We start from the raw sequence: 12,450 nt of genomic DNA, 5'->3' as shown, positions 1-12,450 counted from the left end.
TACCCCGCACACCCTCCAGGGAGACTGCACGATGCCTCAGTCGCACGCCGAGTCGTACATCCTCGCGCTGGACCAGGGCACGACGAGTTCGCGCGCCTTGCTGCTCGAGCGCAGCGGTGCAATCGTCGCGCTCGCCCAGAAGGAGTTCGCGCAACGCTACCCGCGACCCGGCTGGGTCGAACATGACCCGCGCGACATCTGGTCGAGCCAGGCAGGCGTCGCGGCGCAAGCGCTCACGCGCGCGGGCGTCGGGGCCGCCGCGATTGCGGGCATCGGCATCACGAACCAGCGCGAAACGACCCTCGTATGGGACCGGGCAACAGGTCAGCCCGTCTACAACGCGATCGTCTGGCAGGACCGCCGCACGGCCGGCTATTGCGACGAGCTGAAAGCGCGCGGCCTCGAGCCGACGGTGCGCACGAAAACCGGCCTGCCGATCGACGCGTACTTTTCGGCCACGAAAATCCGCTGGATTCTCGATCATGTCGAGGGCGCGCGCGATAAGGCGCGCGCAGGCCGTCTCGCGTTCGGCACCGTGGACAGCTGGCTGCTGTGGCACTTCACGCGCGGCGCGCTGCACGCCACCGACGTCACCAATGCCGCGCGCACCATGCTCTTCGACATCCACACGCTGCGCTGGGACGACGACCTGCTCGCGCTCTTCGAGATTCCGCGCAGCATGCTGCCGGAGGTGCGTTCGTCGTCGGAGGTCTATGCGCGCACGGCGGCGTCGCTTTTCGCGGCCGAAATCCCGCTTGCCGGCGTGGCCGGCGACCAGCATGCGGCGCTCTTCGGGCAAATGTGCATGCGCCCCGGCATGGTGAAGAACACCTACGGCACCGGCTGTTTTCTCGTGATGAATACCGGCGCGCAGCCTGTCGAATCGAGCCACAACCTCGTCACGACCATCGCGTGGCAAGCGCTCGGGCAAACGCAATACGCGCTTGAGGGCAGCATCTTTATCGCGGGCGCGGTAGTGCAATGGCTACGCGACGGACTCGGCATCATTCGCAGTGCAGCGGAAATCGAACCGCTCGCGGCCAGCGTGCCGCACAGCGACGGCGTGTACCTCGTGCCCGCGTTCGCCGGCCTCGGCGCGCCGCACTGGAACGCGCATGCGCGCGGCACGCTGTTCGGGCTCACGCGCGGCACGACCGCGGCGCATATCGCACGCGCGGCGCTCGATTCGATTGCCTATCAGTCGTTCGACGTGCTCGCCGCCATGGAGGCCGACTCCGGCATGCGCGTGAACGAGCTGCGCGTGGATGGCGGCGCCAGCGCGAACGATCTGCTCATGCAGTTCCAGGCCGATCTGCTGGGCGTGGATGTGTTGCGGCCGCGCTCCAGCGAAAGCACCGCGCTGGGCGCGGGATATCTGGCCGGGCTCGCGGTGGGGTTCTGGCGCGATATCGACGAACTCCAGCGGCACTGGAGCCTGGAGCGCCGCTTCACGCCCTCGTTGCAGCGCGACGAGGCGGCAAGGTGCCTCGCCGGCTGGCAGCGCGCGATTGGCGCAGCAAAAGCGTGGGCCGACACCCGCGAGGCAAACGCAGCAGACGACGGCTGAGCATCCCAGGCCGCGTGTGCGCTGCTTTCAAAAAGCAAAAGCACGTATGATTGGGGTTTCCACCTTGTCCCCTGCCTGGCTCAGGCGCATGCACGGCCGCCGACCGCTGGCCGCGCGCTGCCCGGCCTCTCGTTTCACGCATGATCGACCATCTCATCTGCGACTGTGACGGCGTGCTCGTCGACAGCGAAGTCATCGCCGACCGCGTTCTGTTCGATACGCTCAGCAGCACCTTTCCCGGCATCGATTTTCACGCCGCCGTGAATGCGGCGTTCGGCCAGCAGACCTCGCGCTTTCTCGCCGACGTCGCCGCGCGCTTCGACCTCACGATGCCCGAGGACTTTCTCGAGACCATCGAACATCGTTGCGAAGCCGCCATTGCCGAATCGGTGAGCCCGATCAACGGCGTGCGCGACGCCTTGCGCCGGGTGACGCTGCCTGCCGCCGTCGTCTCGAACAGCCGGCTCACGCGCGTGCACGCTTCGGTGCGGCGCGCCGGCCTCGACACGATCTTCGGCGAGCGCATCTTCAGCGCCGAGCAAGTTGCGCGGCCCAAGCCTTATCCGGACGTGTACCTGCATGCGGCGAAGCAGCTCGGCGTGGAGCCGGCGCGCTGCATCGTCGTCGAAGACAGCATTTCGGGTTTGAACGCCGCGCGCGCGGCAGGCATGAAGACGATTGCGTTCGTGGGCGCGAGCCACATTCCTTCGGGCTACGCCGACGTGCTGCGCGAGATGGGCATCACGCGCATCATGGCCCACATGGAAGAACTGCCGGCGCTCGTCGAGGCCGGCGTGCGCGGCGAATTCGGCGACGTGCAGTCGTAAGACTGCGCGCCTCAGGCCGGCTCGGCGCAGCGCTCGCGCGCCACGGCGAGCGACTCGCGAAACGCCACCAGCTCGGCAATCGAAAGCACCGGCAGATTGTGCAGCCTGGCGAAGTCGTCGACCTGCTTGCCGCGCGCCATCGTGCCATCCGGGTTCATCAGCTCGCACAGCACGCCAGCGGGCGCGAGGCCCGCGAGCACCGCCAGATCGACGGTACCTTCAGTATGGCCGCGGCGCGCCAGCACGCCGCCCCGCTGCGCGCGCAGCGGGAACACGTGGCCGGGGCGCACGATATCGGCAGGCTTGGCGTCCGGGGCGATCGCGGCGCGGATCGTCGTCACGCGGTCGGAGGCCGACACGCCGGTGCTCACCCCGTCACGCGCTTCGATCGAGACCGTGAACGCGGTGCGGTTGCGGCTCTCGTTGTGGGCCACCATCGGCGGCAGTTCGAGCGCGCGCACTTTTTCGTCGGAGAGACACAGGCAGACGATGCCGCTGCATTCGCGGATGAAGAGCGCCATCGTTTCGGGCGTGAGGCGTTCGGCGGCGACGATCAGGTCGGCCTCATCCTCGCGGTCGTGGTCGTCCTGCAGCACGACCGGGCGGCCTTCGCGCATGGCTTGCAACGCGGCGGCAATGCGCGGCGGCACCGGCTCGGAATCGATGAACGGGAGATCGGCGGCGGCGTCGAGCGGCGCGCCCTGGGATGAAGCGAGAGGGGTACTGGCAGTAAGGGACATGTGAAACGCTCCTCGCGAGAGTTAGGCGAAAAACGTTTCAGGGCATTGCAAACAGGCAGGAATCCCCGGCACGCGTGATTCGGCAGTGACGTGGCGCGCCTCGAAAACGGAGACGCACACGCACCGGCCGAAACGCCGCGGCGGATGGGCAAACATGACCATCTGCACATCTTCTTTCATCCGGACTATGACCGTCGGCTCTGGCTTCGCACCAGATCTGCTGACCCTGCGCACGACACACTGAAGCTCGCGCAGGCGCTCGCGGGCTCGTCGACCTTGCCTTGCGGCGCGGCCGGCATACCGCCGGTGGGGAATTTCACCCCGCCCTGAAGACGCACTGATTACCGGCTTGTTACCTGACTTGACCGGCGGGCAAAGGATACAACAGGCTGCGCAACTGTGCAGCGCGAAAACTTGCGACTAGACGATGTTCTCGAAGGCGCGACGCGGCTCATGCCGGCTGCGCCGTCCCGGCCGGCACGTCCCAGCGCGGCGGCGTCTCGGCGTTGAGCGTCACGCGAAACACGCGCGCCTCGGTGTCGCCCGGGTTGCGCAGGCTGTGCGGCTGGTCGGCGTCGAAGACGATCGCGTCGCCGGTGGCGAGCAGCTGGCGCCGATCGTGCACGCTCACTTCGAGCGTGCCCTCGCTCACCACGAGGTTCACCGTCGTGCCGGGCGGGCGGCGCACGCCGGACTCGGTATGCAGCGGCGCGATGCGCAGTTCGTGGAATTCGGCGGCGGCGGGCTCGCCTTCCGGATAGAGCGCGCGCGCCGAATAACGGCCGTCGGCGGAAACGAGGCGCGATGCCCGCTCGGCGGGCAAATGCTCGAAACCGTTCACGGCATGCCGCCGCAGGAACGCCGAAACCGAGACCTTGAGCGCCGCCGCCACCTTGCACAGCACCTTGATCGAAGGCACGCTGCGCGCCGACTCGACTTGAGCGAGCATCGCGCGCGAGACACCGGAGGCGCGTGCGAGCGCATCGAGCGAAAGCTGGCGTTCGGCGCGCAGCCGGGCGAGGTTGACGCCCACGAGATGTTCAAGCGTCTCGTAAGATCCTTCGGTGTGCGCAATATCGGGTTGTGCATCGCGTACGAGCGCGAGGGGTGAATGCATGGCTGCCTCCAGGCAGCGCCGCGTCATTGCGGCGCAAGAGCATGAATGGAGGCAAGACTAGCATCGCGATTTGCCGCGCCCAACGAAGTTATCTTCACACTGTTATCAGCATTGCAGAGCGCAAATCGTGGATTGCTTTCGCGCCCTGCGCATAAGGCGCATTGCCATCTGCACGGCTGCGCCTTGCCCTCGTCAGGCGCTCACGTATTCTGCCGCGCCGCCACGTGCGCGTCGCGCAGCGTTACGGCACGCGTATCGAGCCGCGCCGCCGCCCATGTGAGCACGAGCGCCGCCACCGAGACGGCCGCAGCCACCCACGGCAGCGAATCGAGCGCCACGCCGTGTGCAATGGCGAGCCCGCCCATCCACGCGCCCATCGCGTTACCCACGTTGAACGCGCCGATGTTCAGCGTCGAGGCGAGATTCGGCGCCGCCGCGGCCTTCGCGACCACGCGCATCTGCAACGGCGGCACGGTCGCGAACGCGGCGATGCCCCACACGAAGACGGTGATCGCGGCCGGCCACATGGCGTGGCTCGTCTTCGTGAAGATGGCCATGACCACGGCGAGCACCACGAGAATGCCCATGAGCGAAGGCATCAGCGCGCGGTCCGCAAGCTTGCCGCCCAGTGTGTTGCCAAGCGTGAGGCCCACGCCGAACAGCACGAGCATCAGCGTCACGCCGCGCGGCGAGAAACCGCCCACCTGTTCGAGGATCGGCGCGATATACGTGAACACGACGAACACGCCGCCAAAGCCGAGCACCGTCATGCCGAGGGCGAGCCACACCCGCGGGTCGCGCAGCACGCGCACTTCGTGGCCGAGCCCGGCCGGGCCGCTGTCGTGATGGTTGGGCAGCAGAGCCGTCACGCCGGCGAGCGAAATCACACCGAAGCCGCTCACGATCCAGAACGCCACGCGCCAGCCGAACTGCTGGCCAATGGCGGTGCCGAACGGCACGCCCAGCACGGTGGCGAGCGTGAGCCCCGTGAACATCAGCGCAATGGCGCTCGCGCGCTTTTCCTGCGGCACGAGCGAGGCGGCCACCACGGCGCCGATGCCGAAGAACGAGCCGTGCGCGAACGACGCGACGACGCGCGCGACCATCAAGAGCGAATAGTTCGACGCGACCGCGCACATCACGTTGCCGACGATGAACACGCCCATCAGCAGTTGCAGCGCGAGCTTGCGCGGCATGCGGCTCGTCAGCGCGGCGAGCAGCGGCGCGCCGGCCGCCACGCCGAGCGCATAGCCGGTCACGAGCAGACCCGCGGCGGGAATCGTCACGTGCAGATCGCGCGCCACATCGGGCAACAGGCCCATGATGAGGAACTCGGTGGTGCCGATGGCAAAGGCGCTGATGGCCAGTGCGAGCAAGGGGATAGGCATCGAAATCTCCGAAAATCAGCCTGGATTCAAATGGGCTTCAGTGGCGTCGAGTGGCCATCAAGCCGCCGCGCCAGCCGCCAGCGACGTCACGAACTCGACGACGACACCGGGCGCAAGCGCAACGAACAACTGCACTTCCTCGCTCGCGGGCACCTCCGCCAGCTGGTACGGCACGCGGCGCGCGGCCAGCCGTTCGACGAGTGCGCGCCATTCAACACCGGGGGCCACGCGAAACGCCACGTGGTCGATGCGCGGCGCCACGAGCGCAGACGATCCGCCTGGCAACCGGGCCGGCTCGGTCGCCTCGACCAGATGGATGACCGGGCGGCCGTTCGCGTAGAGCCAGTGGCCGCCCACGCGAAACGGCGGACGGGTGCCGTCTTCGAGGCCGACGATGTCGCGAAAGAAGCGGCATGTGCCTTCGAGGTCGGGCGTGACGAGGGTGACGTGATCGAGGTGCATGGCGTGCGAGCCGAGGCCGTTGTCCTGAAAACACGCGCATTGTCGCGGCTACACTCGAATTTGATAATTGGCGTAGCATTTGAATCATTTTCAATTCATTTCTAATAATCGCGATGGACAACCTCGGCGACGTGCGCTTGTTCGTGGAGGCGGCACGCCTCGGCAGCCTTTCCGCGGCGGGCCGCAAGCTCGGCCTCACACCCGCGGCGGCCAGTGCCCGGCTCGCGCGGCTCGAAGCGGAGTTGCGTGCGCGTCTGTTCGACCGCACCACCCGCCAGCTGCGCCTCACCGACGAAGGCCGCCTCTATCTCACCTGCAGCGAGCATGCGCTGCGCTCGCTCGACGACGCCAAAGCGGCCTTGCAGGAGGGCCAGAACGCGGTGCGCGGCAAAGTGCGCATATCGGCGACCTCGGATTTTGGCCGCAATCTGCTGATGACCTGGCTCGACGAGTTCCACGCTCTTTATCCCGACGTGCGTTTCGCGCTGATGCTGACCGACTCGCTCTCGAATCTCGTGCTCGAAGATATCGATCTCGCGATCCGCTTCGGCACGCCGCAGGACAGCTCGCTCGTGGCGCGCTGGCTCGCGCCGAACCGCCGTGTGCTGTGCGCCTCGCCCGAGTACCTCGCGCGTTGCGGCGAACCGCGGGAGCCGAACGATCTGGCCCGTTTCGACTGCATCGTGATCGGCTCGGCGGCGGGGCCGGTGAACGAATGGCGCTTCACGCGCGGCAGCGGATCGCAGACGGAAACGCAGACCTATACGGTGCCGCTCGGCGCCGCGCTCGAATCGACGGATGGCGAAGTGGCGCGCCAGTGGGCGCTGTGCGGCTACGGCCTCGCGGTGAAGTCGATCTGGGACGTCGCGGACGATCTGCGCGCCGGGCGGCTCAAGACCGTGATGTCCGAGTGGCGCTACCCCGACGCGCCGCTGCACGCGCTCTATCACCGCAACCGCTTTCTCGCGCCACGCGTGCGGGCGCTGCTCGATTTCCTCACCGAGCGTTTCGCGCAGACTTCGGGCGAACTGGAGGCGCTCGTCCCCTGCACGGATCCGGCCGAAGCGACGCAAAGCCGCAGACGCAAACGGATATAATGTTGGATTGCGCAGAAAGCGATCCGCAGCCGCATACGCGTTGACCCATATTGCAAATATTGGCCAATGCGGCGGTGCCGGCAAAAAAGCGAAAAAGAAGTGAAAAGCAACGCGGATCGTCCCCAACGCATTGCCAGAAGCAGGATGCCAACGCCGGCCTCATAGCCGGTCTCCTCGCATCCCGATTCGGCCCTCATAAAACACCGTAGTCCTGACGTGCAGACCGTGCATCACGCGCGTGCATCAAGCGGACGACGCCCCCAGGTCAACCACTGCGAACGGCGAAACCCGATGACCAAGAAAGTTTATGTAAAGACCTTTGGCTGCCAGATGAACGAGTACGACTCCGACAAGATGGTCGACGTACTCGGCGCCGCCGAAGGTCTCGTGAAGACCGACACCCCCGAAGATGCGGACGTCATCCTCTTCAATACCTGCTCGGTGCGCGAAAAGGCGCAGGAGAAGGTCTTCTCCGACCTGGGCCGCGTGCGCGAGCTCAAGGAAGCGAACCCGAACCTGCTGATCGGCGTAGGCGGCTGTGTGGCGAGCCAGGAAGGCGCGGCGATCGTCGCGCGCGCGCCGTATGTGGACCTCGTGTTCGGCCCGCAAACGCTGCACCGCCTGCCGCAGATGATCGACGCGCGCCGCGCCTCGGGCCGCGCGCAGGTGGACATCAGCTTCCCCGAAATCGAGAAGTTCGACCATCTGCCGCCCGCGCGCGTAGAAGGCCCGAGCGCGTTCGTCTCGATCATGGAAGGCTGCTCGAAATACTGCAGCTACTGCGTCGTGCCCTACACGCGCGGCGAGGAAGTCTCGCGCCCGCTCGACGACGTGCTCACCGAAATCGCGGGCCTCGCCGACCAGGGCGTGCGTGAAGTCACGCTGCTCGGCCAGAACGTCAACGCCTATCGTGGCGCGCTCACGAATGGCGCGCACGACGTCGCCGACTTCGCGACGCTCATCGAATACGTCGCCGAAATCCCCGGCATCGAGCGCATCCGCTACACGACTTCGCACCCGAAGGAATTCACGCAGCGCCTGATCGACACCTACGCGAAGGTGCCCAAGCTCGTGAGCCACCTGCATCTGCCGGTTCAGCACGGCTCGGACCGCGTGCTCATGGCGATGAAGCGCGGCTACACCGTGCTCGAGTACAAGTCGATCATCCGCAAGCTGCGCGCGATCCGCCCGGACCTGTCGCTCTCCACGGACTTCATCGTCGGCTTCCCCGGCGAGACCGAAGAGGACTTCCAGAAGATGATGGCGCTCGTCGAGGAGATGAGCTACGACACGAGCTTCTCGTTCATCTACAGCCCGCGCCCGGGCACGCCCGCCGCGAATCTCGAAGACGACACGCCGCGCGAGGTGAAGCTCAAGCGCCTGCAGCACCTGCAGGCCACGATCGAAGAGAACGTGGCGCGCATCAGCCAGTCGATGGTCGGCAATGTCGAACGCATTCTCGTGGAAGGCCCTTCGCGCAAGGACCCGAGCGAACTCTCGGGCCGCACGCAGAACAACCGTGTGGTGAACTTCCCGGCGCCGCTCGCTTCGCACGCGCGCCTGATCGGCCAGATGATCGACGTGAAGATCAACCACGCCTACCCCCACTCGCTGCGCGGCGAACTCGTGCTCGCGCACGAAGACGCTTCGACGCTCGCGCACTAATCGGCTCGGCGCACCCAGCCAGGAATTCAGGAGTTCAGAGACACCTTGAAGCCCAATCAGCAGCATCTGGAATTCACCGCGCCGCGCGACGACAACGCGCGGCTCGCCAACCTCTGCGGCCCGCTCGACGAAAACCTGCGGCAGATCGAGCAAGCGCTCGATGTGACGCTCGCGCGGCGCGGCCATCGCATCACGATTCGCGGGCGTGGCGCCAAGCTGGCGCTCGCGGCGCTCGAAAACTTCTACAACCAGGCGCGCGATCCGCTCTCCGTCGACGACATTCAGCTCGCGCTCGTCGAAGCCCGGCACCCTGCGAACTTCGGCAGCAACTCGGCGAACGATCCGCGTGGCAACGGCAGCGGCGGCATGCGCGGCAATGTGAATGGCGGCAATAGCGGCGGCAACGACGCTTCCGAGATCGACCCGCGTTTTCGCGGCGACCCCGATCATCCGTTCGACGAGCCCGCGAGCGAAGGCGTCGACGTCGAGGAACTGGGCCCGAAGCTCTACACGCGCCGTGCCGACCTGCGCGGCCGCACGCCTGCGCAGCGCGAGTATCTGAAGCAGATCATCTCGCACGACGTGACGTTCGGCATCGGGCCCGCGGGCACCGGCAAGACCTATCTCGCCGTGGCCTGCGCCGTGGACGCGCTCGAGCGCGACCAGGTCAAGCGCATCGTGCTCACGCGTCCGGCCGTGGAGGCGGGCGAGCGTCTCGGCTTCCTGCCCGGCGATCTGTCGCAGAAGGTCGATCCGTATCTGCGTCCGCTCTACGACGCGCTTTACGATCTGCTCGGCTTCGACAAGACCGCGAAGATGTTCGAGCGCCAGATGATCGAAATCGCGCCGCTCGCCTACATGCGCGGGCGCACGCTCAATCACGCGTTCATCATTCTCGACGAGGCGCAGAACACCACGCCCGAGCAGATGAAGATGTTCCTCACGCGTATCGGCTTCGGCTCGAAGGCGGTCGTGACCGGCGACACCACGCAGATCGACTTGCCGCGCGGCCACAAGAGCGGCCTGATCGAAGCGCAGCATGTGCTCAAGGACGTGCGCGGCATCGCCGTCACGCACTTCACGAGTGCGGACGTCGTGCGCCATCCGCTCGTCGCGCGTATCGTCGAGGCGTATGACGCGCATTCGAAAAAGGACGAAGGCGTTGGCGACGCGCGCTAACGCCGCCGCCTGCGTCGCTTCATAGCTCGAGCCCCATGCCCCGCGCACCAAAACTCAAACTGATCGTGCAGTTCCCCGCCGCGAAGGCGTTCCCCGAGCACAAGGCCGCGCTGCCGCGCGCCACCGTGGCGGCGTGGCTCAAGGCCGCGCTCTTCGCGGACGCGGAACTGGCCGTGCGCTTCGTCGACGCCGAGGAAGGCCGCACGCTGAACCGCACCTATCGCGGCAAGGACTACGCGACCAACGTGCTCACCTTCGCGTACGCGGAGAGCGAGGACGACCCGGTCACGGGCGATCTGATCCTGTGCTGCCCCGTGGTGGAAAAGGAAGCCGCCGAGCAGGGCAAGCCGCTCGCCGCGCACTACGCGCATCTGCTCGTGCATGGCGCGCTGCACGCGCAGGGTTACGATCACGAAGACGAGACCGAAGCCGAAGAGATGGAAGGCATCGAGACCGAGGTGCTCAACTCGCTAGGCTTTCCTGATCCGTACAAGTAAGCCCCCGCCATGAACGACAAACGCACGCCCGATTTCGCCGAACCCTCAGCACTGCCCGAGGCGGGCGATGCGAGCGTGCCCTGCCCCGGCTACCCGCCGGCGCTCGGCGAGTCACGGCTCCTGAGCGAAGACGAGTTGAGCGCCTCGCTCGACTGCACGCTAAAGGCGCAAGGCTGGGACGGCGCGAGCGACATCTGGCTGTTCGGCTATGGCTCGCTGATCTGGAACCCAGGGCTGCCCACCGTCGAGAACGTGCGTTCGCGCGTGCACGGCTACCATCGCGGGCTGTACCTGTGGTCGCGCGTGAACCGCGGCACGCCCGAGCAGCCCGGCCTCGTCCTCGCGCTCGACCGCGGCGGCTCGTGCGCGGGCGTCGCGTTCCGCCTCGCCGCCGAGGGCGTGATGCCGCACCTCGAAGCGCTCTGGCGCCGCGAGATGCCGATGGGCTCGTACCGCCCCGCCTGGCTGCCCTGTGTGCTCGCAGACGGCCGCCGCGTCGACGCGCTCGCCTTCGTCATGCGCCGTGATGTGGCGACTTACACCGGCAAGCTTTCCGAAGCCACGGTGCGCACCGTGTTCGGCTGCGCGTCGGGGCGCTATGGCACAACACTCGACTACGTGCGCCGCACCGTCGATGCGCTGCGCGAGAGCGGCATGCGCGACCGCGCCCTGGAGCGGCTGCTCGCGCGCTGCGCTTGAGGTCGGCGTCACGGGTGACGTCACGGCGCGCCGCTTTTTCGTCCACCGGGCGGCCACGCCGCATCTGCGTTAGGATGGATCTGCCGGTGTGTGTCCAATGTGTGGCATTACACGGTCGCGCCACAGGCATGTTGTATCCTTAACCCTCCGCAACAGCGCGCCCTGCCCCCAGCGGCAAAGGGCGCACCACCATGAACGACTCTTATCCCAGTCGACGCCAGACCGGCAAACCGCAGGAAAAGCGCTCGCTCCTCGAGCGGCTGACCGACTTCATCTCGCCCGAGCCCGACTCTCGCAGCGAGCTTCTCGAAATCCTCCAGGACGCGCACGCGCGCAACCTGATCGACGCCGATTCGCTTTCGATGATCGAAGGCGTGTTCCAGGTGTCCGAGCTTTGCGCGCGCGACATCATGATCCCGCGCGCCCAGATGGACGCGATCAACATCGCCGACAGTCCTGACGAATTCATTCCGTACGTGCTGGAGAAAGCGCACTCGCGCTACCCCGTGTACGACGGCAACCGCGACAACGTGATCGGCGTGCTGCTCGCCAAAGACCTGCTGCGCTATTACGCCGAAGAGGAATTCGACGTGCGCGGCATGCTGCGCCCGGCCGTGTTCATCCCCGAGTCCAAGCGCCTGAACGTGCTGCTGCACGACTTTCGCCAGAACCGCAATCACATCGCCATCGTCGTGGACGAATACGGCGGCGTGGCCGGTCTCATCACGATCGAGGACGTGCTGGAGCAGATCGTGGGCGACATCGAGGACGAGTACGACTTCGACGAGGAAAGCGGCAACATCATCGCCTCGCCCGACGGGCGGTTCCGCGTGCGCGCGCTCACCGAAATCGGGCAGTTCAACGAGGCGTTCGGCACCCATTACCCGGATGAAGAAGTCGATACGATCGGCGGCTTCGTCACGAATCACTTCGGGCACGTGCCGCATCGCGGGGAGAAGGTGCGCATCGACGACCTGATCTTCGAGGTGCTGCGCGCCGACGCACGTCAGGTTCACATGCTGCTGGTGCGGCGCGACCCGATGGCAGGACAGCGCGAAGCCGCGCTGCAGCCGCCGGGCACCTGAGCAAGCGCGAGCGCGCGGCCTACGCTTAGACGACGCCAGCCTTGCGGCTGGCGTTTTTGCTTCAGCCGCGCCTACGCTCCGATCCGTCCCCTGGGGGCCATCCCGGTACCGTCGCACGAAAGTGCTA

General features: G+C 66.7%; 12 protein-coding genes and 1 riboswitch. Of the genes, 8 read left to right on the top strand and 4 right to left on the bottom strand.

The features are described 5' to 3' along the window. The first annotated feature begins 31 nt into the window (after positions 1-31). Together glpK and AB3X99_RS00600 are read left to right on the top strand one after the other, a co-directional pair. Positions 32-1,567, top strand: a complete 1,536-nt coding sequence (glpK, locus tag AB3X99_RS00605) for a glycerol kinase GlpK (protein ID WP_368615898.1) — start codon at positions 32-34, stop codon at positions 1,565-1,567. Between the two features lie 140 nt (positions 1,568-1,707). After that, positions 1,708-2,394, top strand: coding sequence for an HAD family phosphatase (locus tag AB3X99_RS00600; protein ID WP_069262876.1), 687 nt, complete (start codon positions 1,708-1,710; stop codon positions 2,392-2,394). A gap of 11 nt (positions 2,395-2,405) precedes the next feature. Here the strand turns inward: AB3X99_RS00600 and ribB are convergent, their stop codons facing one another. From ribB to AB3X99_RS00580, 4 genes are all read right to left on the bottom strand, one after another. Continuing rightward, positions 2,406-3,134: a 3,4-dihydroxy-2-butanone-4-phosphate synthase gene (ribB, locus tag AB3X99_RS00595; protein ID WP_368615897.1), complete on the bottom strand. Its 729-nt coding sequence runs from the start codon at positions 3,132-3,134 to the stop codon at positions 2,406-2,408. Between the two features lie 164 nt (positions 3,135-3,298). After that, positions 3,299-3,472: riboswitch (FMN riboswitch) on the bottom strand. Positions 3,473-3,585: 113 nt separating this feature from the next. Further along, positions 3,586-4,251: a helix-turn-helix domain-containing protein gene (locus AB3X99_RS00590; protein WP_069262878.1), complete on the bottom strand. Its 666-nt coding sequence runs from the start codon at positions 4,249-4,251 to the stop codon at positions 3,586-3,588. A gap of 200 nt (positions 4,252-4,451) precedes the next feature. Then, on the bottom strand, positions 4,452-5,639 hold the full coding sequence (locus AB3X99_RS00585; RefSeq protein ID WP_368615896.1) for an MFS transporter: 1,188 nt from the start codon (positions 5,637-5,639) through the stop codon (positions 4,452-4,454). A 57-nt stretch (positions 5,640-5,696) separates the two neighbouring features. After that, positions 5,697-6,101 carry a VOC family protein gene (locus AB3X99_RS00580; protein WP_342948431.1) on the bottom strand — a complete coding sequence of 135 codons (405 nt, stop codon included), beginning with the start codon at positions 6,099-6,101 and terminating at the stop codon, positions 5,697-5,699. Between the two features lie 113 nt (positions 6,102-6,214). Between AB3X99_RS00580 and AB3X99_RS00575 the strand changes: the two genes are divergently transcribed. The 6 genes from AB3X99_RS00575 (at position 6,215) to AB3X99_RS00550 (ending at position 12,323) form a co-directional block, all read left to right on the top strand. Then, the gene (locus tag AB3X99_RS00575; protein ID WP_368615895.1) at positions 6,215-7,198 is read left to right on the top strand and encodes a LysR family transcriptional regulator; all 984 of its coding nucleotides are present in this window, start codon (positions 6,215-6,217) and stop codon (positions 7,196-7,198) included. A gap of 291 nt (positions 7,199-7,489) precedes the next feature. Beyond that, the gene (gene miaB, locus AB3X99_RS00570; protein ID WP_342948429.1) at positions 7,490-8,863 is read left to right on the top strand and encodes a tRNA (N6-isopentenyl adenosine(37)-C2)-methylthiotransferase MiaB; all 1,374 of its coding nucleotides are present in this window, start codon (positions 7,490-7,492) and stop codon (positions 8,861-8,863) included. A 45-nt stretch (positions 8,864-8,908) separates the two neighbouring features. Then, a complete protein-coding gene (locus tag AB3X99_RS00565; RefSeq protein WP_368615894.1) occupies positions 8,909-10,042 on the top strand; it encodes a PhoH family protein in 1,134 nt (377 codons plus the stop codon). A gap of 35 nt (positions 10,043-10,077) precedes the next feature. Next, positions 10,078-10,539: an rRNA maturation RNase YbeY gene (ybeY, locus tag AB3X99_RS00560; protein WP_368615893.1), complete on the top strand. Its 462-nt coding sequence runs from the start codon at positions 10,078-10,080 to the stop codon at positions 10,537-10,539. Between the two features lie 9 nt (positions 10,540-10,548). Further along, a complete protein-coding gene (locus AB3X99_RS00555; RefSeq protein ID WP_342948426.1) occupies positions 10,549-11,238 on the top strand; it encodes a gamma-glutamylcyclotransferase in 690 nt (229 codons plus the stop codon). Positions 11,239-11,429: 191 nt separating this feature from the next. Next, a complete protein-coding gene (locus tag AB3X99_RS00550) occupies positions 11,430-12,323 on the top strand; it encodes an HlyC/CorC family transporter (protein ID WP_368615892.1) in 894 nt (297 codons plus the stop codon). The last annotated feature ends 127 nt before the right edge of the window (positions 12,324-12,450 follow it).

This window comes from Paraburkholderia sp. BR10882, assembly GCF_040948855.1.
Taxonomy (GTDB): domain Bacteria; phylum Pseudomonadota; class Gammaproteobacteria; order Burkholderiales; family Burkholderiaceae; genus Paraburkholderia; species Paraburkholderia nodosa_A.
Note: the sequence above shows the minus strand (reverse complement) of the source record. Positions and strands in the feature narration are given on the sequence as shown.